The sequence below is a fragment of the Adhaeribacter radiodurans genome (assembly GCF_014075995.1).
In the GTDB taxonomy this organism is placed as follows: domain Bacteria; phylum Bacteroidota; class Bacteroidia; order Cytophagales; family Hymenobacteraceae; genus Adhaeribacter; species Adhaeribacter radiodurans.
Genome location: NZ_CP055153.1, coordinates 5,465,796 through 5,491,827 on the forward strand (window position 1 = coordinate 5,465,796; position 26,032 = coordinate 5,491,827).

18 protein-coding genes and 1 tRNA gene are annotated in these 26,032 nt (G+C 39.9%); 16 read left to right on the forward strand and 3 right to left on the reverse strand.

Annotated elements, in window-relative coordinates; translation table 11 throughout:
- Nucleotides 1-115: 115 nt before the first annotated feature.
- The 7 genes from HUW48_RS21810 (at nucleotide 116) to dnaB (ending at nucleotide 6,205) form a co-directional block, all read left to right on the forward strand.
- Nucleotides 116-991 (forward strand): 3-hydroxyacyl-CoA dehydrogenase NAD-binding domain-containing protein, encoded by an 876-nt coding sequence (locus HUW48_RS21810; protein ID WP_182412942.1) that lies wholly within the window; start codon nucleotides 116-118, stop codon nucleotides 989-991.
- Entirely contained in the window at nucleotides 978-1,403 is a 426-nt protein-coding gene (locus HUW48_RS21815; RefSeq protein WP_246343577.1) for a Rieske (2Fe-2S) protein, read from the forward strand. The genes HUW48_RS21810 and HUW48_RS21815 overlap by 14 nt, the downstream gene beginning before the upstream one ends.
- A gap of 118 nt (nucleotides 1,404-1,521) precedes the next feature.
- A tRNA-Asn gene (locus HUW48_RS21820) sits at nucleotides 1,522-1,595 on the forward strand.
- 318 nt (nucleotides 1,596-1,913) lie between these two features.
- On the forward strand, nucleotides 1,914-3,257 hold the full coding sequence (locus tag HUW48_RS21825; RefSeq protein ID WP_182412943.1) for a hypothetical protein: 1,344 nt from the start codon (nucleotides 1,914-1,916) through the stop codon (nucleotides 3,255-3,257).
- Between the two features lie 109 nt (nucleotides 3,258-3,366).
- A complete protein-coding gene (locus HUW48_RS21830) occupies nucleotides 3,367-3,705 on the forward strand; it encodes a helix-turn-helix domain-containing protein (RefSeq protein WP_182412944.1) in 339 nt (112 codons plus the stop codon).
- 212 nt (nucleotides 3,706-3,917) lie between these two features.
- Nucleotides 3,918-4,787, forward strand: coding sequence for a hypothetical protein (locus HUW48_RS21835; protein ID WP_182412945.1), 870 nt, complete (start codon nucleotides 3,918-3,920; stop codon nucleotides 4,785-4,787).
- Complete coding sequence (dnaB, locus tag HUW48_RS21840; RefSeq protein WP_182412946.1) at nucleotides 4,784-6,205, forward strand: replicative DNA helicase; 1,422 nt, start codon at nucleotides 4,784-4,786, stop codon at nucleotides 6,203-6,205. Before HUW48_RS21835 ends, dnaB begins: the two co-directional genes overlap by 4 nt.
- 1,374 nt (nucleotides 6,206-7,579) lie before the next feature.
- On the opposite strand, the gene HUW48_RS21845 is transcribed toward dnaB, so the two are convergent.
- Nucleotides 7,580-7,762, reverse strand: coding sequence for a hypothetical protein (locus HUW48_RS21845; RefSeq protein WP_182412947.1), 183 nt, complete (start codon nucleotides 7,760-7,762; stop codon nucleotides 7,580-7,582).
- Between the two features lie 725 nt (nucleotides 7,763-8,487).
- Entirely contained in the window at nucleotides 8,488-8,754 is a 267-nt protein-coding gene (locus HUW48_RS21850; protein WP_182412948.1) for a hypothetical protein, read from the reverse strand.
- Nucleotides 8,755-8,861: 107 nt separating this feature from the next.
- Between HUW48_RS21850 and HUW48_RS21855 the strand changes: the two genes are divergently transcribed.
- The 9 genes from HUW48_RS21855 to HUW48_RS21895 all read left to right on the forward strand — a co-directional run bounded on the left by HUW48_RS21855 (nucleotide 8,862) and on the right by HUW48_RS21895 (nucleotide 22,240).
- The gene (locus HUW48_RS21855) at nucleotides 8,862-9,095 is read left to right on the forward strand and encodes a helix-turn-helix domain-containing protein (RefSeq protein WP_182412949.1); all 234 of its coding nucleotides are present in this window, start codon (nucleotides 8,862-8,864) and stop codon (nucleotides 9,093-9,095) included.
- 662 nt (nucleotides 9,096-9,757) lie between these two features.
- Nucleotides 9,758-10,066, forward strand: a complete 309-nt coding sequence (locus HUW48_RS21860; protein WP_182412950.1) for a hypothetical protein — start codon at nucleotides 9,758-9,760, stop codon at nucleotides 10,064-10,066.
- A gap of 201 nt (nucleotides 10,067-10,267) precedes the next feature.
- Nucleotides 10,268-13,513 carry a type I restriction-modification system endonuclease gene (gene hsdR, locus HUW48_RS21865; protein ID WP_182412951.1) on the forward strand — a complete coding sequence of 1,082 codons (3,246 nt, stop codon included), beginning with the start codon at nucleotides 10,268-10,270 and terminating at the stop codon, nucleotides 13,511-13,513.
- 3 nt (nucleotides 13,514-13,516) lie between these two features.
- Complete coding sequence (locus tag HUW48_RS21870; protein WP_182412952.1) at nucleotides 13,517-14,977, forward strand: class I SAM-dependent DNA methyltransferase; 1,461 nt, start codon at nucleotides 13,517-13,519, stop codon at nucleotides 14,975-14,977.
- Nucleotides 14,974-16,746, forward strand: coding sequence for a restriction endonuclease subunit S (locus HUW48_RS21875; RefSeq protein WP_182412953.1), 1,773 nt, complete (start codon nucleotides 14,974-14,976; stop codon nucleotides 16,744-16,746). Before HUW48_RS21870 ends, HUW48_RS21875 begins: the two co-directional genes overlap by 4 nt.
- The gene (locus tag HUW48_RS21880; RefSeq protein ID WP_182412954.1) at nucleotides 16,736-18,265 is read left to right on the forward strand and encodes an AAA family ATPase; all 1,530 of its coding nucleotides are present in this window, start codon (nucleotides 16,736-16,738) and stop codon (nucleotides 18,263-18,265) included. The genes HUW48_RS21875 and HUW48_RS21880 overlap by 11 nt, the downstream gene beginning before the upstream one ends.
- Nucleotides 18,262-19,152 carry a hypothetical protein gene (locus HUW48_RS21885; protein ID WP_182412955.1) on the forward strand — a complete coding sequence of 297 codons (891 nt, stop codon included), beginning with the start codon at nucleotides 18,262-18,264 and terminating at the stop codon, nucleotides 19,150-19,152. The genes HUW48_RS21880 and HUW48_RS21885 overlap by 4 nt, the downstream gene beginning before the upstream one ends.
- 80 nt (nucleotides 19,153-19,232) lie before the next feature.
- Complete coding sequence (locus HUW48_RS21890) at nucleotides 19,233-21,191, forward strand: AAA family ATPase (protein WP_182412956.1); 1,959 nt, start codon at nucleotides 19,233-19,235, stop codon at nucleotides 21,189-21,191.
- Nucleotides 21,191-22,240: a 5-methylcytosine restriction system specificity protein McrC gene (locus HUW48_RS21895; RefSeq protein ID WP_182412957.1), complete on the forward strand. Its 1,050-nt coding sequence runs from the start codon at nucleotides 21,191-21,193 to the stop codon at nucleotides 22,238-22,240. Before HUW48_RS21890 ends, HUW48_RS21895 begins: the two co-directional genes overlap by 1 nt.
- 94 nt (nucleotides 22,241-22,334) lie before the next feature.
- Here the strand turns inward: HUW48_RS21895 and HUW48_RS21900 are convergent, their stop codons facing one another.
- Nucleotides 22,335-25,961: an NB-ARC domain-containing protein gene (locus HUW48_RS21900; protein ID WP_182412958.1), complete on the reverse strand. Its 3,627-nt coding sequence runs from the start codon at nucleotides 25,959-25,961 to the stop codon at nucleotides 22,335-22,337.
- Nucleotides 25,962-26,032: the final 71 nt, after the last annotated feature.

Consider the following 26,032-nt stretch of genomic DNA (forward strand, 5'->3'; position numbering starts at 1 on the left):
AGCCCCAGACCATAGACAATAGTCCATAGGTCATGGTCCGTGATTGATAGTTTTCATTAAATTAGGACAGAAATAATTTGACTTACTAATTTCCATGTAATAAGAACTATGATCTATGGACCATGACCTATCGACCATCGACTACAACATTAAAACCATTGGAGTAGTGGGAGCCGGTACTATGGGCCAAGGTATTGCCCAGGTTTGTGCCCAGGCAGGTTGCCCTACCATCTTATATGATATTAATCCGGCGGTACTGAGCCAAGCCCGCCGGGCAACCGAACAAAACTGGCAACGAGCAGTTGAAAAAGGTAAATTAACTCCGAGGCAAAAAATCGAAGCCGAAAAGCTGATTGTTTTTACTTCCGACATCCAACAGGTTATCGCTGATTTAATTATAGAAGCGGTAATTGAAAAATTGGAGGTTAAGCAAAACTTATTAACTGAACTAGCAGCCTTCAATGAACCCAGTACCATTCTGACCTCTAACACCTCTTCCTTGCCTATCACCAGTATTGCTGCCAAAATCCCGCATCCCGAAAGAGTAGTTGGCATGCACTTTTTCAATCCTGCTCCCGTAATGCCTTTAGTCGAGATAGTAGCCGGCCTAGGCACCGACCCAAAAGTTACCGATGCCGTTTATGCCATGGCGCAACAATTAGGAAAATCGCCGGTGCGGGTACAAGATTCACCTGGGTTTATCGTTAATCGGGTAGCGCGGCCATTTTACACGGAGAGTTTAAAAATGCTGGAAGAAAACGTTGCCGATGTAGCTACCATCGACGCCTTGCTGCGAGCTACCGGTTTTAAGATGGGCCCTTTTGAGTTAATGGACTTAATTGGTGTAGACGTTAATTTTGCGGTAACCAGTGCCTTATACGACGCTTTTTACCACGATCCTAAGTTTCGGCCAAGCCGTATACAAAAACAAAAAGTAGATGCCGGCTACCACGGACGCAAATCCGGCAAAGGTTTTTATGACTATTCTTAAACGCTTCTTATTTTTTGGCTTTCTGCTAGCAGGTATTTCTGCTTGCGACGAAACCACGGACAATCCTATTATCCCCAACGTACTCGTAAACGAACAAATAAATTTAACGAACATCCAGTACAATTCGCTCCGCCGGGATAACGGGTATGTTTATTTAAAAAGCGGCGTAAAAGGCATTATCTTACTACACAAAACCGGCGATACTTACCTTGCTTTTGAGCGTAACTGCCCTTATCGGCCTTTTGATGAGTGCGCCCAGGTTTCCATGGATCCCTCCGGTTTTTTCATGGCCGATTCGTGCTGCCAATCTGTATTCGACTTGAACGGCTTTGTTACGGGTGGTCCTTCGCCTTATCCGTTAAAACAATACAGTACTTCTTTAACCGGCAACTTACTTTACATCAATAATTAATTTTTCTCATAATCAGGAAGATGCAACAATTTTCATTTTTTTTCGAACAAACAGTTGCACGAACCGGGTTTTTGCCCTAATATTGCATCCGAATTCAACGCTAATTGAGTTCACAAACTCCTCCTTAGCTCAGTTGGTTAGAGCACATGACTGTTAATCATGGGGTCCTTGGTTCAAGCCCAAGAGGGGGAGCTTTAAAATCAGCCACTTACGAGTAAAATCGATAAGTGGCTTTTTTTATTTGCACACAATTTGCACACACATCCAAGTATATTAATTCAGCTAGTTGAAATTACCATCCTTATAATAATTAAGTTTACAGGCCTGTACATCCTTTTTTATCTCAAATCAGTATTTCCCTTTTACATTATATTATTAATCTAAAATGAATAGTTAATTCATTTTAGATTAATGCCCAACTTAACATCTAATTATTGCTATATATTTTGCTATTAAGAGGAAAGTGGGGAGATTAAAAATCAAATGTGATCTAGATCAATATAAGGAAGAATGGTAAAGAATATAAGTAACAATAAGATTTTGTTTGGCATCGACCCCTTAAAGGGTTATCAACTGCACAAAGGATTCCCTAACTGTTGCGACTATCACCAAAAGATACAACAAGATTTGGTTGATGGGGAATACTACTTTAGTTGGAGGCTTTCTACATTAAAAGGTAGAAAAATGACCTTTGAGCGCTTTAGGTATAGAATGTTAAAACATTTGTCCTTTACCGAGCACCATATAACTAACAATATCTCTCAGGAGAATTGGTATGAAGATATAACAGACTATATCTATTATAATGGTAATAGTTTAATGGCTATCAAAGGCTTTAAATTCTATCTCAAATGGACTAAATATTTTATTCAGAAAGCTCCGGAAATCCCGATTCAGAAGCAACAAAGGATAATAGCGTTTATTGATTGGCTTTTGAAACCAGCAGCCGAAAGGGACCGCGATTCAGAAATTAACTTGCAAACGTATCTAAAATGGTCGAAAACGTTCCCTTCCGATATCACTTATGTGGACGAAATTAGGCAACAGGGCTATAATTTAAAAAATATATTTTTTAAAGAAACCCGGTTTAATATATATCTAGGGGAGGAATTTTATGAACCTAAAACAAATTCGGAAACAATAGCCGCTTTGGTGGAAGAGAGCAAGCAAATGTTAAATAGAGTGGAAACTTCTAAACTTTTTGAAAAAGGATCAATTCCCTCAGCGGAGATAATACAAGTTATTAATTCCAATTACCGGCTAAAGAAAAAGGCTTTATTAGAAGAATATAATGAAGATGAAAAAAAGTATGTGGCCCTATTAGATGCTTGGTTAACAACTGAACAGAAGTATATGGAGGATATTACCCGCCACTTAGAAAAAGCTTCCTATTTGAAACAACATTCGTTAGCTTCTGCCAATGACCCAATGGAAGTTATATTAAATCCTACAATCGAAACAATAGAACAGAAACTAGCTTCTCTAGAGTTGGCAGAGAATACCTTTTGTATAGGAATGCCCATGAAGGTGGTTATTAACCATTTCCGTATATTTATGGATAAAAAAAGTAAAAATAGCAAACCTCATCTTACACCGGAACAATTTATCAATTTTATGGAAAGGGCATTTCTGGGTGAAAAAGAAATTCCAAAATTAACCATGAACCACACCAACAGGAAGACAGGATTATTGATTAAAAGATTTCATGAGTTCTATGTCCTAGCCATAACTCTATGGGGGGAAGTAAGTAAAAGAGAAAAATATATGGATTTAGTTGCGGATAACTTTACCAATTGGACGCATAAACAGATCTTCGACAATTTCAAACCAAGTAAAACAAAGGTAAATTGGTAAAAAATTTTGCCCAACTTGCCCAAGATTTTGCCCAAATTGCCCTAAAATAAACAAACCCATAATAAGCCTCTATCATTGCTAACAGAATATAAATAAAACACTGTTAACAATGGAAATCACTTTCGAACAATTACCCCAAGCGGTTGGGCAACTCCTAGTAAAGGTTGACCAAATTGAAAAGCTGCTACAGCAAAACAACTTTTCTACACATTCTGAACCAGAGCAACCGCTTACTATTCAGCAAGCGGCCAAATTTCTTAATTTGGCTGTACCCACCGTTTACACTTTAGTAAGCCAGCAAGTGCTGCCTCATTCAAAGAAAGGGAAACGTCTTTATTTCTCCAAGCCGGAGTTAACTGAGTGGGTTCAATCCGGAAGGAAGAAGACTATTTTAGAGATAGAAGCTGAAGCTACGACTTTCAAGTTTTCTAAAAATAAAAGAGGATAATCAGTGCTGCATCTATATTTATTTTCTTTACCTAATTTTTCTATTAGATGGAATAAAGTTAGAGTATCACAATCTTTTATACGCAGCTATCTTATCCATAAGAAGGTTTACTATTCTATAATATTTGAAAAATATGATGAATGGTATGACTCAATCTTTAGAATGTTTCCCACTAAAATCACAAAAATTTGCAGCCAAGGAGGTGCTTTTAAATGGCTGTAAATAATAAAGATTACAAAGGTAAAAGACCCAGCTTTCAATTCTATCCTTCCGACTGGCTCCGAGATACTGCCTTGCGAACTTGTTCCATTACTGCGCGGGGTTTATGGATGGACATGCTCTGCTTCATGCATGAAGGTTCACCTTATGGCTATTTAAGAGTTAACCAGAAAATCATTCAACCAGGGCAATTGGCAGTTATGGTGGGCCTACCTTTGAAAGACACCATTAAGTGTTTACAGGAATTAGAAGTGGCCGGTGTTTATAGCAAGGATGAATCTGGAGCTATTTATAGCCGCCGGATGATAAAAGATGAATACCTACGCAATATTCGCGCAAAAGCTGGTAGCAAAGGAGGAACCTCTAATTTGCTTAAGCAAAATGTTAAGCAAAAGACTAAGCAAAAGGTTAAGCAAACCGCCAAGCAAAATGCAACCCCTTCTACTTCCTCTTCATTTTCTTCTTCTAATTCTAACAGTAAAAAAAATATAGAATTAGAAAATACGGCGAAGAAAATGTTTGAAGAGGCCCGGTTATCCTACAAAGGGCGAAAACGCGGATTGGAAACAGAATGGGAAAACTTTCGGGCAAAATATCCATCTCAATACCTCGACTTATGCCCTGCTCTACAAACTGCCGTTAATGCTTTGCACATCTGGCATCAAGAGGCAGAAGTTTATAAAGCTAAAGATCCTAAATTCTTCATTCCTGCTTTACCCAACTTTGTTACTTGGATAAACAACCGAAAGTGGGAGGAGGAGATCCCTCCCATTCCTCCCCTCATACTTGTTAAATCAAACCATGGCGCCATTGAGAACCTATCTTTAAGCGAGCGTCTGCAACGCCAAAACCAAAGAATATGAATCAATTTCTACCGCGAACAATTCCGCACGCGTCTGACTTGGAAGCAGCGGTATTAGGAGCAATGTTGTTGGAACAGGAAGGTACCCAGCTCGGACTGGAGCTAATCCAGAACCCGGAAGTGTTTTACCAGAGAAGTCACCAACTTGTTTTTGAAGCTATTCTGGCTACCCATCAGGCGGGCCATAAGATTGATGTCATTACCGTAACGGAGCAAGCCCGAAAATTAGGCACCTTAGATCAAATAGGGAAGGAAAATAGTTTTGGTCCCCATTACATCGTGCAATTAACTAGTCACGTGAATTCCGCCGCGCATTTAGAATACCATATCCGCCTCTTACAGGAGCATTATGTAAGGCGGCAGGTCATCTATACTCAAGAACAACTACTTCGAAAGGCTTATGATGACACCGAAGATCCACTGGAGTTACTAGCCACTAGTCAGGCCAATCTCTTGCAATTAAGTGATATGCTTTGTGTCAAGAAAGAAGAACACGTAAATCAGGTTATGTATCGGAACATGAAAGAGATTGCAGCGAAATTCCAGGGACAAGCCTCCACCGGAATTCCTTCCTGCTGCGATGTAATTACCAAGTTAACAGGTGGCTGGCAAGAATCCGATTTGATAGTGTTAGCGGCCCGGCCTTCTATGGGCAAAACAGCATATGCGTTGGCAGAGGCAAAGCATATAGCCATGATACATCAAATCCCCGTAGCTATCTTCTCGTTAGAAATGAGTAGCGAGCAGTTGGCGAACCGGTTATTAGCAGCGGAAACCCGGGTAAACCTAAATCATATTCGACGTCCCGCTCTCCTTACAGATGAGAAGCTAGTTCAGCTGCAGCAAGGAGTCCATCGATTTGCCCGTGCGCCGCTCTACATTGACGATACCGCTGGATTAACTATTCAACAGTTTCGGGCTAAAGCTATTAAAATGAAAGCCAAATACGGTATTAAGCTAATTGTGGTAGATTACCTACAATTGATGCAGGATGTCACCAGAAAAAGCCACCGGGAACAAGAAATTGCCGCTATTAGCCGGCAGTTGAAGCTAGTAGCCAAAGAACTTAAATTACCCATTATTGCTATTTCACAAATGAGCCGAGAAGTAGAAAAGCGGGAAAGTAAACGGCCGCAGTTGTCTGATCTACGAGAGTCCGGGTCTATTGAACAGGATGCGGATGTAATTGTTTTTCTTTACCGACGGGAGTACTATGCTAAAGATAGGACGGATCCGGAGTGGAAGAATAAAATGGAAATTGTTTTTGCAAAGCATCGTAATGGAGAGTTAGATGACTTGATAATCGAATATGATTTACCAACCATGCGCTTCGGGGATGTGGGCAGCTTATTTAATGATACAGAACTTGAAACTAACGATAGTTATTCTCAAAACATTGAGGATATTTATTACTCTTGAACTCTCCTGAAATATTAGCTCCAATCTGGCATTTATAAAGAGATTATACCAAATTTGAAGGCAAATTTTTATCCCGTTACATTTATTAATAGGCTGCCCATTCTAAATCTGCTCTTATCCGTTCATACATGTGCTGCTGGTCTTCATTTTCAGAAAACTTCCATTAATAGGTACGCGGGCCAAAGGTAGGATGTCGCAAACGCCATTCTACTTTCAGTTGGCCGACGGTTTGGAAAAGGGTAAAGCCGACTGGGCCGATACGCTGATCACCTTGGTAGACAATGTAACGACTTCCTACTGACCGGACGTGTAAGCCTGGTTGCGCCTGGCAGACCAAGCGGATCAATTCCTGGTACTTGGTGGCCATGCCGCCATTCCGGCTTATATGCTAAGCTTCTTTTAGGTATCTAAACAGGACCTGCAGCAGGAAGAAAGCCAATATGACTATGATGATTGTCCAGACGAGAGTTGGCGACATGTTAAGAGGGCACTTATTAAACTGAGTTAGTTAACAAAAGCAATTTATTATATTAGGGAAGAATAACCATTTTTGTAGTAATCTATAACAAGCTAACGAATATAGGTAATCGCTGATGATGTTGCGTTAGGTATTCCTAAATTTATGTAAGCTTGAATAAAAGGAGGTGGTACTCTTAAAAGCGCTTGTTTGAGTGAATGTTCCTGATTTTTCCCACTTGCTGTTTATAATAACAGTAGTATACTATAGTGCGTGTGATTGAAGTCTTTTTAAAGTCATTGTATTAACCAGCAGATTGCTATCTATTTTCTTGTGGAAAGCTTAATTTCTACCTGGAGCGATAACTTTAAACGCTCTTCTCATTGTTACTTAAGAACGAATTAGGAAAGAAAAAATGTACGGCCGTTACTTCCAGGTCTAATGGAATAATCTTCACCTAAAGAAATAAAAAAACAGAAGTAGATGTTAAGAGGACAGCCACTCTTAACCAAGCCTTTTTGGGTGCTTTTAGTACTTGTATTCTATTTCGTATTTAGTATAACTGTAGTATACTATAGTGCGAGAGCCTGAAGCTCATTTTCAGCACTTCATAAACCAAGATTTTAAGAGGCTTGTTCTACTATAAATTATTAACTTATACGCTCACCCATTTACTTCCATTCCCTTCTAATGATAGCTGATAAATTCTATTGGGCCGAGTAGGTTCAGGCCATACAAATCACTGCCTATGAAATTTACTACTTTTACCTGGAAGCTAATTCAAGTACGACATATCCATCCTGGTTCTGGACGGTACGATTTTATTTAGGTTATCTAAGCACCGAATTACTGCATTCCTCAATTCCTGGATATTTGTTAGAGTTAATACAAGGTAGGTACCGGGATCTGCAGTGTTTTTAATCTGCCAAGTGTAAAAAATTGTAAGGGATGTGCGAAGAAGAAAGCCACTCCGAACCTTGCACACTTTCGTGCTTTTTCCTTGTTTTATCCTTTTGGTATTTAGTATAACTGTAATAACTATAGTGCGTGTGATTGATGCTCCATTTAGCCGGTGCAATACTTTGGGCAATGATGGTCATTAACCATCTGGTAAGCCTTTATTTTCTCGATAGCTCAAGTGAATAATCAAGTGCTTGCTAACCCGGCAATCCTGGGGTTACATCAGCATTGTACCTGGCAGGGGAACCTACCTGTGCTCTTATTTTTGGGGAGCGTGCCTAACGGGGTACCACCCTTTCAAACCCTCCCCCGTCAATATATTTCCCCAACGCAAATCTTTTTGACAACTTCAGAATTCGGTACCTACCTTTTATTTTTTTGCGTACACTTATCAAACCTGAAGCAAGTGCCAACAGCTAAACACCTTGTTTTTGACATTTAAGAAGCTGCTCCTGATACGTGCAAGCATCAGTACAGTAAAGGATACTATTTTGTATACTAGGCTCCAAAGCCTTAATTTTGCCCTTAATCTTGATTTATCCCTTGCGTGTAGTAATATATAAGGGAGAACTAAATCTAGGTCGTCTTATTAGATAGAGCCCATCCTTTTGGGCTATACCTCACTCCTATTCTCTTAAAGTTATTTGCCGTTCTATAATGCACCCTAGAACTTGCTTATCGAAATCAAAATTGCCGCAGAGGGCTATATCGGACACTAGCCTCAAGATACCCTACTGTCGTCTATTTACTTACTTGAATCTAGCTCTTTACTTCTAAGGAGTCGAATTAACGGCCTCTGGCTGGCTTATGCTCGTTCCTGGCTTCTTCTATTAAATAGGGCAATCAAGCATTGCGCAACTTTCTACTAAGAATAATCATACCCATTTTCCCACCCCATCTTAAAGTAACATTCCCGATCATAAGCCACCCGGAATCGCAATTTAAAAGGGTAAGTCACTTTAAAAGCGCGATGGAAGTAATAATAGTTTAAAGCATAAACGGTACCCATATGAGTCTGGAGCCCCTCTTGAAATCGTTTACCAAATAATTCCACATCTTCCTCTCCATCGATCTCGCCCTCCATATAGAAGGTATTTTCATCTTCCATGCCGTAACTGTACACCTGTACCATTGATATTTGAATTAATATTCTGAAATGTTTCAGCAATATTAAGAATATTTTAGTTTGTAAACATATATGTATACAAAATTATTTTCTAGTGGGTTGACCTTTATAGGGTGAAACATGAAGCAAGAATTAAGTCGTTTGGGCAGCATCTCAAAAAGATTAGAGCCGAGAAAGGCATGAGTCAGCAAGAACTGGCTGATCGGGCCAATATTGCCAAGCAAACCATTTACCGGATTGAGAATGCGCAGTTTGCCGTGACCTTAGATGTATTGTTAGCCTTGAGTGAAGGCTTAGAAATGCCGTTAAAGGACTTAATGGATTTTCCCATTCTGCCCACCACCTAACTTCTTGTCACAGCAATAACTAGACTTTAGGATTGTTTATATATTTAAAAACAGAACTAGGTAGTTGACAGTTGTTGTTTACCCTGGCTCCTATAGTTAGTTGCATTTCTACTGGTTAAGTATGTCTCGAGAACTGATCTATTTATTGATTTATTAGAATACATATTCCTCTCTTGTAACTACCACAACTTAATTACACTAACAGCAAAAGAAATCTTGTTAAAGCGTTTCTTTAATGCCAGACCAATTCAGAACTAGCATAGCCCCGTTTTACAATTGAACTTAGCAAGCTTTTGCTGATCCTATATGATTCCATTCCGTTTATTTTTTCCCCTTCCTACTGTTTTGAAATTGATATGAAATAAGGTTAAAGATTATAGCCTTTGGTATTGAAGGAAATGAAGTTTGAAGAGGGCGTTTATGTTTAGCAGCACAAAGAACCATCTAGCAGAACGAAGTAAGGGGTAAAAGCCCAGCTTGGCGCCTTTTACAAACTTTCTAAATAATAGGATTATACCTAACCGGTAAACACCTCCAGTATTCCGGAGTTTTCATTCCTTATTACTACATCCTACAAGTCCAAACCTGCCTGTCCTCATTTTACATCACATTTCATTCTTACATCAATCAACTTAGCCACTCACCATTAATTAAAAAATCTTATGACGCCACCAGCCAACCCACTTACCCTTAGCCCAGAATTGATAATCAGGCTCCTGAAAGAAGACCTGAAAAGTAATAAGCTCCTACTGGGCTTAAACCAGCTCGGCATTGTCGCCGAACATTACCACAGTGATCTAGGCAGCATTATCCTCATCCTAATGAACCTTCCAGAAAGCGATGACAATTTATATGCCTTTTATCAGAATCAATTGACCAGTTTCACTTCCCTAGAAACTTCTATCTTCTTTAATCAATTAGATGCCCTGGCGCAAAAATTCTATCAACTGCTTATCGATAGAATCAATTAGACTCTACTCCACTTTCTGCCCAAGGCTTAAATGCTAATACAATGTGGACTAAAGCCAATAACGGAGTAGTAACAAAATTATATTATTAAATTCCCTACTATATTGAATGATTAATTAGAATTACTCTACTGTATTACGAAAATTATATATTATATTTACTACTTTTTGCTTTTCTGAAAGCAATACCTGAAATCACCTGATATGGCGTCTTCCAACTTCTTTTTTCTAGAAGAAGAATTTCCGATTTTATTCAACATAGGGCAATCGGCTGAGTTTTACTTGCACCAAGACCCAGTGGCAAGTCTTTTTAAGATTCGGTTGTTTGGCGAGCGCTTAACGGAGAAGCTCTTTGAGGAACATAATCTACAGTTTCCTTACGAAAATTCTTTTCATAACCGGATAAAAACCCTCGAGCTGGAGCGGGTACTACCAACCAATATAAAAGACCTGTTCTTTCATATCAAAGAGAAAGGCAACGTAGCCGTACACCAAAACAAAGGCTCCATAGATGATGCCAAGCACGGCTTGTTTTCCGCCTTTAAACTGAGCAAGTGGTTTTACGAGACTTACTCCCGGAATAATCAAGATATTTCGGGAGTTAAGTATCAGGTACCGGCTATACAAGATACCCGCCACGCTTTACAGGAACTGGAAACCAGTTTTAAAGACCTCCAAAGCAAGTTTACCCAACTGCTGGAAGAACGGGAGACCAAAGGCTTACCGGAAGAAAAGCAGCAGGCTATTCAGCAGCGTTCGGAGAAAGCTGCCCGCAAGATAGAAATGACCGAGGCAGAAACCAGGGATTTGATTGATGCCCAGCTACGCAAAGCCGGTTGGGAAGCGGATACGGCAACGCTTAACTATAAGCTGAAAAAGACTTTACCCCAAAAAGGAAAAAATCTGGCTATTGCCGAATGGCCGGCTAGTTCAAAATGGGCGGATTATGCTTTGTTTATTGGTTTGGAGCTGTACGGTATTGTAGAAGCCAAGAAATACGCTCAGGATATTTCTACCAACCTCGGCCAATCCAAAATATATGCCGAGTTGGTACAGGCCAATCATAATGCTGTATTTCTGGGAGAATGGCATAAATACAAGGTACCTTTTTTATTCTCTACCAACGGCCGACCTTACCTGGAACAGATTAAAACCAAAAGTGGTATCTGGTTTTTAGATGTGCGTAAAGCCGAGAACCATGCCAAGGCGCTGCAAGGCTGGTATTCGCCGGAAGGATTAATCCGATTGTATAAAGCAGATGTTGAGGAAGCTAACGCCAAGCTCACCAAAACCAATCTTGATTTTCTGGAAAGCAAAGCCGGCTTAGGGTTGCGTAAATACCAGATAAATGCCATTCGGGCCGTAGAAGAAAACCTGGTGCAACATCCGGAAAAGAAACGAGCCTTACTGGCCATGGCTACCGGCACCGGTAAAACTCGCACCATCATTGGCCTGTGTTATCATTTAATCAAGTCGAACCGGTTTAATCGCATTCTGTTTCTCGTGGATCGGACTTTACTAGGTACCCAGGCCCTGAATGCTTTTAAAGATAACAAGGTAGCCGACCTGAATACTTTTGCCGAAGTGTATGACATTAAAGGCTTAAAAGATGCCCTTCCGGATATAGATAGCCGCCTGCATTTTGCCACGGTACAAAGTGTAGTTAAGCGTTTATTTTACAACGATTCTACAGTAGATATACCCGCCGTAGACCAATACGATTGCATAATTATTGATGAAGCCCACCGGGGTTATTTATTGGATAGAGAATTAGACGAAAATGATTTAGCTTTTAAAGACCAGCAGGATTACATCAGTAAATACCGGATGGTGCTCGATTATTTCGATGCCTACGCCATTGGCTTAACCGCTACTCCGGCTTTACATACCACCAGCATTTTTGGTCCGCCGGTTTATACGTACTCTTACACCGAAGCTGTGGTAGATGGCTTCCTCATCGACCACGACCCGCCGTATATCATCCAGACGAAGCTCAACCAGGAAGGCATTGTCTGGAACAAAGGCGAGAAACCCAAAGCTTACGACCAGGAAAATAATGAGATTATTGAGCTGGACCAGTTAGAAGACGAATTACAGATTGATGTGGCCGGCTTTAATAAACTGGTAGTAACCGAAAACTTTAACCGCACGGTTCTAAAACAACTGGTAAAAGAACTCGACCCGGACGGCGAGGAGAAAACCCTTATTTTTGCCGCTACCGATAACCATGCCGATGCGGTAGTAGCCTACTTAAAAGAAGAATTTAAAAATATTGGCGTAGACGTACCCGATAAATCTATTGAGAAAATAACCGGCAATTGCCATAACCCGCAGGAGCTGGTAAACCGTTATAAAAACGAAAAATACCCCAACATTGCCGTTACTGTAGATTTACTCACCACCGGTATCGATGTGCCCGCCATCTGCAATATTGTGTTTCTGCGCCGGGTAAAATCCCGGATTTTGTACGAACAAATGCTGGGCCGCGCTACCCGCCGTTGCGACGAAATAAACAAAACCACTTTCCGGATATTCGATGCCGTAGGTATTTACGACACCTTGAAGGATTACACCCAAATGAAACCGGTAGTGGTAGACCCCAAAACCACTTTTACCCAATTAACCGAAGAGCTAAAAGAAATCGACAATAACGAACGGGCAAGAAAGCAACTGGAGCAAATTATTGCCAAACTGCACCGGAAGAAAAGACTTATTACCGGCCACGAAGAAGAAAAATTTAAATATAACGCCGGTGGTTCCGACCCGGATACCCTGATTAACTTTTTTAAGAATGAGCCCGTTTCCCAGAGCCTGCACAAAGCCTTGCAGCTATCGGGTTTGTGGCAGTACCTCGACGAGTTAAAACCAGCTTCCTCAGTGATGTACGTGTCGGAACACCACGACGAGTACCTGCGCACCGAAATTGGTTACGGCAAAGCTAAAAAGCCGGAAGACTACCTGGAAAGCTTTACCCAATTTATTAAAACCAACCCGAACAGGATTGCTGCGCTGGATATGGTGTGTACCAGCCCGAAAAACCTAAACCGGCAATCGCTAAAAGAATTATATTTAGCTTTGGACCAAGCCGGCTTTAACCAGAAAACAATCCGGACAGCCTGGAAAGAAGTAAAAAAGGAGGACATTGCGGCCGATATTATTTCCTATATTCGGACTCTGGCCATGGGTAATTCCCTCATCAGCCACGAAGACCGCATTAAAAATGCCGTGAAAAAGGTACAAGCCATGCGCCCCTGGAATAAAACCCAGGAGAAATGGCTGGACCGTTTCGAGAAGCAATTGCTGCAGGAAAGCATTCTGCAGCTCGAAGACCTGGATAAGTCCCCATTTGCCGATGACGGGGGCTTTTTGCGCCTGAACAAAATATTTGATAACCAACTGGAAGAGGTTATCTCTACCCTGAACGAACATTTATATATTCAAACTGCTTAAAGAATGAGTGCTGACGAAATTGCGAATAAACTCTGGAACCTGTGTAATGTATTACGTGACGACGGCGTTACCTATCACCAATACCTGAATGAATTAACCTATATTTTATTTTTACGCCTCTCGGAAGTAAAGAAATTTGAAGTAGATATTCCGGAAGAATACCAATGGTCTAGGTTAAAAAGCATTACCGATAATAAAGATTTATTTGATAGGTACCGGGAGATGCTAGCTACCATTAGTACCAAATCGAATAATGCGGCGATAAAGGAAATTTATACCAACGCCTCATCTACCCTGCGTAAGCCGGTAAACCTGCGCACCCTTATTACCAGCATCGATGCCATTGATTGGTACGATGAACACGAACAAGACAAAATTGCTACCATTTACGAGGAACTGCTGGAGCGCAACGCCGGCGAAAAGAAAAGCGGGGCCGGTCAGTATTTCACGCCCCGGCCGTTGATTAACGTAATGGTAGATTTAATTTCCCCGAAAGTAGGTGAACGCTGGAACGACCCAGCCGCCGGCACCTTCGGTTTCATGATTGCCGCCGACCAGTACCTCCGCGAAAAGACCGATAATTATTACGACCTGGACGATAAACAACGGCAGTTCCAGATAAACGAAGCTTTTAGCGGCTGCGAACTGGTGCAGGATGCCCACCGCCTGGCCCTCATGAACGCCAAACTGCACGGTCTGGAAAGCCGCATCGAAATGGGTGATACCCTTTCGGAATTAGGCAAGAGCTTCCGGAATTACGATGGCGTGTTGGCTAACCCGCCCTTTGGCACTAAGCAAGGCGGTGAACGCCCTTCCCGCGATGATTTAACCTATCTATCGAGCAACAAGCAGCTCAACTTTTTGCAGCACATTTACCGTTCTTTGCACAAAAAAGGCGGTGCCCGGGCGGCCGTGATATTGCCCGACAACGTGCTGTTTGAAGACGGCGATGGCCGCAAAATACGCCATGACTTAATGAACAAGTGCAACCTGCACACCATCCTACGATTGCCCACCGGAATCTTTTATGCCGCCGGGGTAAAAACCAATGTGTTGTTTTTTGAGCGCGGCAACACTGAAAATGGCAATACTGAAAAAGTTTGGTTTTACGACATGCGCACGAACGCACCAAGCTACGGCAAGCGCACGCCTTTTACCCGTTTTGCTTTCGCTGATTTTGTAAAAGCCTATACTGGTGGCATTGAAATTACCGAAGTGAAGGAAGCTTTTGATGGTAAAGTAGACCACGAAAAAAGAGGTTTGGTGCAAGATGAACGCTGGAGTTGCTTAACACGGGAAGATATTGCCAAAAAGAACGACTCTCTGGATTTAGGATTGATTGCCGATGCTAGTTTTAGCAACGATGCTAATACTGATGAGCCTATAGATATTGCGCGAGAAGCTGCCGAAGAATTGAAATCTATACAAACTGAGTTAAATAGTATAATGGCGTTGTTGGGATGAGAGGAAAAGAATTACCTGAGAATTGGGTAGAAGCATCTATTTCAGAGTTCATAGCCAATGATGGCATTTTCATTGATGGTGACTGGGTAGAATCAAAAGACCAAGATGTAAATGGAGATGTACGGCTAATCCAGTTAGCCGATATTGGTGTAGGGGAATTTAGAGATAAATCTTTCAGATTTTTAACTTCTGAAAAGGCAAAAGAATTAAAGTGTACTTTTTTAAATGAGGGAGATATTTTAGTTGCACGCATGCCCGATCCTTTAGGTAGAGCATGTATTTTTCCATTATCTGGAAAATATGTGACTGTGGTTGATGTGGCGGTTATTAGACCTGGTCAAGATGGAGTAAATCCAAAATGGCTAATGTATATTATAAATTCTCCTAAAATTCAAAAAGAAATTTATGAATTAGCCTCTGGTTCAACCCGACTTAGAATTTCAAGAGGAAATTTATCTAAAATCTCCTTCCCACTCCCACCACTTGCCGAGCAAAAACGCATTGTAGCCAAACTGGATGAAGCCTTTCAGCACCTAGATGCCCTGAAAGCCAAGCTGGAACGTATTCCAGAGCTTCTTAAAACCTTCCGCCAAGCCGTCCTCACCCAAGCTGTAACTGGTAAATTAACGGAAAAGTGGCGAGAAGTAAATGCGAATATTGAATCAGCAAATGAACTTCTTCTGAGGCTTAAAGAACAAAGGGCTTTTAATTATATGGCTCAATGTGATGATGCTACAAAAGCAGGTAAAAGAAAGCCACGTAAAATATTCTTAGAAGAAATTCCTGAAATAGACTATGGCATAACAACCGATATTCCAGAATCTTGGACAATAACAAATATTGAATTTCTTGCCTTTGTTACCAAGCTTGCAGGTTTTGAATATACAAACTATATAAAATATGAACAGTCAGGTGAAATACCCGTTGTTCGCGCACAAAATGTGCAAATGGGCAAATTTGTCGAAGACAATCTTGTATACATTGATAAGGAAACTTCTGACTTTTTAGAAAGATCTCAATTACATGGACGAGAACTTTTAATGGTATTCATTGGTGCTGGAACAGGTAATGTATGTTTAGCCCCAAATGATAAGAGATGGCACCTTGCACCAAATGTTGCTAAAATTGATGTAGATGGTATTAGTGTAGAATATTTGAATTACTATTTACAATCTTCAATAGGATTCGAGAATGCAATGTCATTTGTAAAAGCAACAGCTCAACCAAGCCTTTCTATGGAAACTATCAGGCAAATAGTTGTTCAATTACCTCCACTAGAAGAGCAAAAAGAAATCGTCAAGAAAGTTGATGCCCTATTTTCCAAAGCTGATACAATTGATACTTATTATACCGGTTTAAAGGAAAAAATTGATAAGCTCCCAAATGCCCTTTTAGTTAAAGCTTTTAGAGGTGAACTGGTGCCCCAAGACCCCGAAGATGAACCAGCGAGCGTGTTATTGGAGAAGATAAAGACAGTCAAAGAGAAACAAACACAAGAAAAGAAAAAATATACTCCTAATAAAACAATAAGAAGTGGTCCAGAACAAATGAAGAAGAATCTAAAGCCAGTTAAAGATTATAAAGAATTTTTGGAAAGACTTAATAATATTGGTGGAAGTGCAACACCAGAGCAACTCCTAATCGAGTCTGCTTTAGAAAAAGACGTCGATTCATTTTTTGAGTTTTTAAGAGAAGGAAGAGACTCCGGTAGTCTAGATGTTCCAGTAGGAAAAAGTGGTACAATCAATATGATTATCAATGCGGATTGACAAATTAGAAATTAAAAGTTCTTGGAAGAATTTAGAAGGGTTTACAGTAGATTTTGATGAAGCGCGTGATGTTGCAGTTCTAATTGGTAGAAATGGTTCGTCCAAAAGTAACCTACTTGAAGCACTTATTTGGATATTTCGAAATATTGATCTTAAAGCATCCTCTAAATTTTCTTATTCTATCCAGTATAGAATAAATGGTTCTGAGGTTCGCATTCAGTCAGAAGTAGACCAACAAGCAAGGGGAGAAGTTAATGGAAAGCTTGTAAATGCCTTACAACTTCGGGATAAGTGGACACCACGATATCTTGTTGGATATTATTCTGGGACCAGTGATCGATTTGCTGAATTATTTGAAAAACATGATAATTTGGCTTTAAAGGAAACACTGGAGAAAAATGCTAGTGAATCTTTAATGTTTCGCCGTTTTATTTACGCACGCCCTGAGCATGGGTTATTTGCGCTGCTTTCCTTTTACTTATCGGAGGATGAGGAAGTAATGAAGTTCCTTGAAGATTTGCCTAGAATAGAGGCATTTGATTCTGCACTTTTGATACTTCATAAGCCCCCTTGGGCACCAACAAATGCCAAAGCTGAGGACTTTTGGGGTGCTAAAGGCCCCGTTAGAAAACTATTAGAAAGTTTTCGTAGAAATAGTTTAGCTCCATTTAGTAAACTAGAGCCTGCTGACAATAAGAATCGAGGAAAGCGAGAAGTAATGTATTTATATCTTCCAGATATAAATGCTCTTCATTCATTAGCTAAGGAATACGGAAGTGATCCTCGCACCTTTTTTCAGGCTCTTGACACTATGCGGATTAGTCAATTAATACGTGATGTAAGAGTTCGAGTAAAAATAAAGGGATCATCAAGTGCAATTCACACTAGACAACTAAGTGAGGGCGAGCAGCAACTTTTAACTGTATTGGGATTGATGAGGTTTACCCGAAACGAAGATTCATTGTATCTATTAGACGAACCTGATACACATCTTAATCCAGCATGGGGACTAGAGTATTTGGATAAACTTCGAAAAATTGGTGGTATTGAAAAGAGAAGTCATACAATACTTGCCACACATGATCCACTTCTTGTATCAGGCTTACTAAAGCAGGAGATAAGAGTTATGCACCGATCTATGAATAGTGGAGTGATAGCTATTGAACCTGAAGAGAGCCCAAGAGGTACAGGTGTAGCTGGAGTATTAACAAGTGAACTTTATGGATTAGAGAGCCAACTCGATAAATTTAGTCTGCGTGTTCTTAAACGAATTTATGAAGTTTCATTGATGAAGGACTATCCATTGCGCCATCAACACCTTAAAAGACTTCGTAAATTAGTTCCTGGGATTACACCCACTGACTATTCTCCAGATCCCTACAGAAATATCGCTAAGTTAGCTTACGAACAAACCCTTGCTCTAATTTTAAAATCTGAAAATAATAATGATTTGAAAAGAGAAGCAGTAGATCGACTTTCAAATATGTTATATAGTGAGACAAATGGTTCAAAGCTATGATATACATTAACTCGACTAAAATAAACCCTAATTGGGAATGGATACAGAAAGCTCGTGAGTTGACTGATGAACTTCAGAGTAAAATCACACCTTCAGAAAAGATGGCTTTCATTGAAGCAAATAGAGAAAACACTTGGGGTAATCAAAATCTTCGCAAAGCATTAATTGAAGTTATCGGCAATAAATGCTGGTATTCAGAGGTTCCACTAGAAGGGGCTGATTCAAATATTGATCATTTTCGTCCTAAAGGACGTGTAGTTGAAATTGACTGCCATTCTCTTGAAAAAACAGGTGAAGTATCCATTGGTTATTGGTGGTTGGCTTTTGACCATAAGAACTTTCGTTTAAGCTGCATTCATTCAAATCAAAGAAGAGTAGACAACGATACAGAGGGTGGGAAAGCGGACTTTTTTCCTGTGCGAGGAGAAAGGGCACCGGAAGGTACCGAGTTAGCATTAATCAGGGAAGATGTTCTTCCCATCGATCCATGTTCTAAAAGTGATATGGCTCTAATATGGTTTGGCCCAGACGGGAACTTAGGTATTGCAAAGCCTACAAAGGTACCAACACCATTTCAGGAGCAACGAATTAAAATTACTAACTGGTTATTTCATCTAAACAAGCAAGATGTACATAAAAGGCGAGTAGAGCATATGGAGGAAGTTCGAATAGCATTGAAAAATGCCGATACCGCATATAAACTTTGGAATCCCGAAAGCTCTTCGCCTGACTTAAGTTCTAAGTCCAGATTTGATTCAATACTTGATGATATTGAAAGGTTAACTGCTGATAATGCTCCATTCGCTGGTGCTAAACGCTGTGCAGTTGCTCTTGCTCGTTTATATTATTTTACCTGGATGGATGAATATTTACCGAATTATCGATAGGTATTTACTTTTTACAAAACCAATAATTAGAGTTATTAAAACCTCTAAAAATTTCACTTTTTAGATAATTAATTTCATAAATGCAATATTATAACCTCCAACGACTAGTATTTGATCATTTATCCAAGAAGCACCAAGAAGATAATTCCTTTACTTTTTCAGTAAGAAGGAAATTCTCTCCAGGAAAAGAAAACAACTATTTTATAGGTACTGAAAAGACTGGCTATTTTGGGTTTACCTTTTGGTTATTCCCTTGTTATTATCCTGGAGCAGCCATCGATGCAACTTTGTTTGTCTTTGATAGAATTAAAGATGACTCATTTAGGTTGTTTTTCCAGTTTTTCACCAGCCGTAACCCAAAGGACGAACCAAATGAAGCTACCTTAGCCTTGGAACCGGAAATATACAAACGTGCAATTGAGGCAGGCTTAAATGTTTACCGAAACAGCGCGGAAAAAAAAATGGCTCATACCAATATCTATAAAAAAGATGCTATTCCCTTTGAGGAAATGGAAGCCATTCTCGATGAGTTCATTTCAGAAATCAGGAGTATTATGGAGCCCAGTATACAGGTAGTAAAAAGGAAATATCCTAATTGGAACGACGGAACCATAACGAAGCAAGCATTTGACAAAAATGTAAAAAACCTTTTGAGTAAGATTAATCAGCCTGTTTCAGAGGTGGGAAACCTTCCAGTAGTTAACGAGGATACGCAAGAGGCTCCTACCAAACCAAACAACATTAATTACTGGTGGCTAAACTGTAATCCTTCTATGTGGAAAATAGAAGATTTTGAAGTTGGGCAGGAGCAAACGTATACCACCCACAACAGTAAAGGCAATAAGCGCAATGTTTACAAAAACTTCACCCAGGTTCAGCCGGGTGATTTACTAATTGGTTACGAATCTACTCCTACCAAACGCATAAAAGCTATTCTGGAGATTACCCAAGGAGCCCATATGGATGATGATGAAGGAGAAGTAGTTGATTTTAAAATAGTCTCCTTTGTACCCAATCAGGCTGACTGGCTCCAGCTTAAAGAACTTCCGGAGCTGGCTAATAGCCAAATAATGCGCAACAACCAGGGAAGTTTGTTTGAGTTAACCCCCGAAGAGTACCTGGCTATTTATACGCTAACTCAAAAAAGTCCGGGAGCAAAAGCAGATACTTATACCTTAGAAGAGGCCGATAAAGAATTATTCATTGATAAAACCACCATTCAGCAAATTCAAGCATCCCTAAAGCGTAAGAAGAATATTATTCTGCAAGGTGCCCCGGGAGTAGGGAAAACCTTTTTTGCCAAACGCCTGGCTTACCTGCAAATGGGTAAAAAAGATAACAGCCGGGTAGAAATGATTCAGTTTCACCAGAGTTACGGCTACGAAGATTTCATCCGCGGTTTCCGGCCCAACGAAGAAGGTAAGTTTACCTTAACCAATGGTGTGTTTTACGACTTCTGCCGTAGAGCCTCTAATGATGCCGGCCATGACTACTTCTTCATCATCGATGAAATTAACCGGGGCAACCTAAGTAAAATTTTTGGCGAGTTACTCATGCTCATTGAACAGGACAAACGAGGAAAAAACTTTGCAATTCCGCTTACCTACCGCAAAGAAGGTGAGGAAAAGTTCTTCGTTCCCGAAAATGTGTACATCATCGGTACCTTAAACACCGCCGACCGCTCCCTGGCCCTGGTAGATTATGCTCTTCGTCGCCGTTTTACCTTCTGGGACATCGAACCCCGATACGAAGACAAATTTACCAACCACTTACAACAACACGCTATTACCGACGACTTAGCCACTGCCATTGCGCAAAACCTAACCACCTTAAATTGTAAAATAAAAGAAGATAAAGATCTGGGCGTCGGCTTTATGGTGGGGCACAGCTATTTCTGCAATATCCCGAAAGATAAATTTGAAGCAACCAGCTGGTATAAGGAAATTGTAGACCAAGAAATCATTCCCCTACTAAAGGAATACTGGTACGATAACCACGCGAAAGTACAGGAAGCCAGAACCCTCTTATCGCTTATTTAATGAATATTCCGGTTCAGAATATTTATTATTTACTGGCTTATGCCTGGGACCGCCTGGAAGAAGCGGAAGCTTTTAACCGGGGCACAACCTCTTTCCAGAACATATTTGACTTACTGGCTAAAGTACTGGTAAACGGTACCACCCATTTACTAAAACGAGGTCTAGACCGCAACTACCAGGAAGAAGAAACCCTCACCAGTAAGCTCCGGGGCAAAGTCTTATTCCAGCAATCCATCAAAGAGAATGTTCTGGTAAAAGCCTCGGCCTACTGCGCCTTTGATGAGCTGAGCTACGACATTCTGCACAATCAACTCCTGAAAGCCACCTTAAAACGTCTTACCAAGGAGCAAGCCTTAGATAAATCCATTCAGGACGAAATCCATTTACTATTACAACGCCTACCCAACGAAATAACAGCTAAACCCGTTAAGCTTTCGGATTTCAAGCGGGTGCAACTGCACCGCAATAACAACCACTACAAGCTCTTACTCTCCATTTGCAAATTAATCTGGCGAGAGCTCTTAAGCACCGAAGAAACCGGTGAATTCCCATTTAAAAGTTTTGTGGAAGATGAAAAACGGATGGCCAACTTATTCGAGCGCTTTTTATTTAACTTCTACAAAAAGCACCTACCCTCTAATGAGTGGCTTGTAAAACGTGAAACCCTCACCTGGCAGTTGCAACCCTTACTCCATTCAGATGACCTGAATTACATTCCCGCCATGAAAACCGACATTAGCCTGGTTTCAAAGGACAGGTACATAATAATGGATGCCAAGTACTACCCCGAAGCCTTAAAAGGCCAATACAACAAAGAAAAAATCATCTCCCCCAACCTTTACCAAATCTTCTCCTATACCCAAAATCTCACCAATGCTTACAACAAGCAAATAGAAGGCATCCTCATCTACCCGGAAGTAACTAAAGTCCTTTCTTTATCTTACAAATTTCAGCCAGGCAATAAGGCACATATAAAAGTCTGCACCATTAATCTGAACCAAGCTTGGCAAGGTATTGAATCGGATTTACTGAAAATTGTGGGTTATTGAATATGCTTTTTATAAAGTGTATGTTATTGAAAATGTAAACTGGATTGTTCAATATTCCTTCAATGAACAGGCTTACATGAAATTTTAAATATTTCTATTCAAGTAACTTTGATTTTAAAGCAGTGTTTATCCGGAAAGAATATTTACCTCCTTTATCTCCATATCCAATAAGAATACTGTCAGCACCATTATAGGTTAACTTCATCATTGGTTCATCTGTATGGATACAAGCAATTGCTTTACCATTACCCAGATTCCAAAACCTAATGGTACGATCATCACTGCTGCTTATGATAAGATTATCTTCTAATATCAAAGAGGTAATTGATCCATTATGCCCCCTAAAACAATGTAAAGGCTTACCTTCTTTTAGGTCCCAGCTTCTGATGGTCGAATCTCCGCTACCGCTTAATGCAACATCACCCGAAATTCCTAAACAAGTTATGGTTCTGGTATGCCCTCTAAAGACGTGCAGTGGCTTGCCTGTAGAAAGCTCCCAGCTTCTCACTGAAACATCATGCCCCTCCATCTCTAATGCATGATTGTTATGATAGCCACTGCCACTGATTAGAATATTGCCTTTTTTACAAAAGCAGGATACACTAGTAGCGTGGCCAGTAAAGATATGTAATGGCTTACCAGTAAGTAAATCCCAACTAATTAGTCTGGTATCATGGCTACTGCTAATAGCTACATTTTCCAATACTAATAAATCAGTAAGTTTTTCGGCATGAGCAGGATCTTTTTCTTTTACAAATTCTAGTGTATTTAGGAAATCATCATCTGCTATATCATTAACATATTTTCCGGCTTTTTGCTCGCTTACCTTCGGGTTTAATTCCCAAAATTTTATAGAATGATCCCCTTCTTGCCCACTACTTACAATAATATTTTCTATTAAAGTTAGGTGCTTGAAAGAGCCAGAACTAGGCACATAGAAACTCGAATAATCATAAAGCGGTTTGCCAGTATGTAGTTCCCAGGTTTTTAACCCTTCTCCCCCTCCGGTGATCAATTTCTTTCCGGTTACTATTAAACTATTTACACTACGGCTATAAAATGAACGCAGCTCTTTACCTTTGTACAAGTCCCAGCTTATAATTCTATGATCCCACCCACTGCTAACAATAATATCATCAGCAATGGTTAAACTGATAATAGGACGATTATGGCCTGTGTAGGTGTATAGATTTTGACCGGTAAGTAAATCCCAACTTTTTAGGGTTCTGTCTCTACTACCACTTACTACAATTTTGCCTTCCACCGCCAAACAGGTAACCATTTCGGAGTGACCTGAGAAAAAATGCACCACTTTCCCGGTAGTTAAAGACCAGGATTTAATAGAGCCATTATAGCTACCACTTATTAAAATATTTCCCGAAACAACCAGGCTGGTTACACTTCCCGTATGTTCTGCAAAAACGTGTAAAGCCTCCCCAGTATATAAATTCCAACTTCGCAAGGGTTGGTTTTCATCATTGCAACCGCTAATCAACATATCCCCGGCAATTACCAGATTAGTAACTACCCCCATTTTATTACCAGAAGTGTAAAGCAAACTACCTGTGTTTAAGTCCCAGGCACTTATATATCCCCCATTAGATGAATCATGGTAACATCCCCCACAAGCCAAAAGGTCATCCTTAGTTGCCATATGCAGGACAGGTCCTTCTTTTTGCACCAGTGAAATTAACGTTTTACCATCTATTTTACTTATTACCTTTATAACCCCGCTGTACAAGCCTATTATTATATAATCTTTCCAAATCAGCATATCCTCTATTATATCCGGTTGTCTATAATTATTTATTAAACTTCCAATCCGGTAGTAAGGAGTGTCAATAGGAATACAAAAGCTGTTAGTTAATTCTTCATTTAATGCTACTAAAAAGCTACTAGGTAACTCGTTTAAGTGATTTCGTAGACGTTGGTGTAGCTGCAAAGCCACGTTTGTTTTGTCAATATTTAGTATTTCCTTAGTCAGCAGGAGGGCTTTATAAATCAGGTCGGTTGCATGTGCCCGACCCGGGAAACGTTGGAAATCCTCCAGTAAAGCCTGGGTACTGGTATTCAAAAGTTTACATTTCAACCATTTAAAATTTGAGAGCAAGGCGTATGCTCTGGTACTCTCTCCTGCTTTTAATAAATGGTCTATATAAAACCGCCAGGCATATTCTTCCGGTAAATTATACGGATCTGACCAAGCCGAAATTAAATTCTGATGGTAATTGAGAGCGTTATCCCCTAAGGTATTTTGGTAATAACTAAATAACGTTGGATGAATAGTTATAAAGCCTTGATGATAGGAAAGCAAAGCATATTTAGTTAATTGCTGCAGTTCTATTTCCGTTTCAGCGATATGAGTACCCCATAGGTTGCTTATAATTTGCAGCGGTATACCCTCATTTTCAAATAAAGTACCTAAAGCAAAACACAGGTTTTGTTGATAGGGTGTTAAGGCGTTAAGACTATTCTGGATTACACATTTTACAATGGCGTCATCATTGGCTTTAAAGCTGTTTGATACAGGATTGTTTAAAATTGACTCATCTTGATATTTAAGAAATAGTTTTAAAATTTCAGAATAAAAGTTTGAGTTATCTGTTGTGTTTAAGTAGGCCTGTTGTAGCAACCGTAGTAACAAGGGATTGGACCGGGCAGCTTTAATTAATTGCTCCTTACTATTTCTCTCTTTAAAATTTAATTCTTTATCTTCTTTTAAAACCTGCCTTGCTTCTGCATACTCCAACCCTTCTATATTAAAAGCAACAGCATTCGTATCATGGACTACTCTATCACTGGATGTAGTTATTAGCCTTACTGTATTCAAATCAAACCTAGGAAAAACCTGAGAATGTAAATAATCTTTTAAAAAAGGAGCTGCCTGCTGATATGCCTTTACATTATCAATTACCAGGAAGTAATCTCCTTCTTCTAATAATTGAGCCACATCTCTACTTCCATATACCAGTTCAGATAGTACCTGTTCTTTTCCCGTCATAGTCGAGTAAAGCTCCGTGAGTACAGATAACTCATCTTTAGTCTCCTTTAATGTAACCCACAAAATACCATCCGGAAAGCATTTTTTTATGGATTCATCATGACACAAGGCTATAGCTAAACTAGTTTTCCCATTACCTTCTGCTCCCACTAAAGCAATTGGCAAGGCCTCGCGTTTACCTTTAGAAGAGAGTATTAAGGATCTTATGGATTCATAAATCTTGGGACGATGTACATACCCATTTGGCATAGCGGGAGCCATTAAAACAGGAGGTATTACATGACATTTAATGCACAAAGTAGAAATAAATAGCTCCCAATTACTATCTACATCGAAGATAAATTCATCTGCCTCATTAAAACGCCAATTGTTATTAATACCTATTTCCGAGCTGCCTTTAACCAGAAAATAAGGTAATCCTATTTCTTTTGCAAATTGCCAAGCTAATTGAGCATAACTAGACTTAAGAAATTCAGGTGTAATTATTAATATTAAACACTCTATTTTACTTAAAGCGTAAGGTAAATTTGTACGCGGCCAATCATCTGGGTTATCACTATATTCTCCTTCCCCGCTATGATTTCCATATCTGACTTTCCAAAACCTTAAATGGGAACTCCTTTCATCCTGCACTAGTTTCTCTCGCAAGTTTTGAACAAAAGTAGTTCCGTCTTTTTCAGAGTAATAGATATAAGCATTAAAGGGTTTATTTGGATACATACAACCAGGTTAGAGCCACAGATAATTATTTGAAAATTTAATAAATATTCTCATATAATTATTGGGAGGGC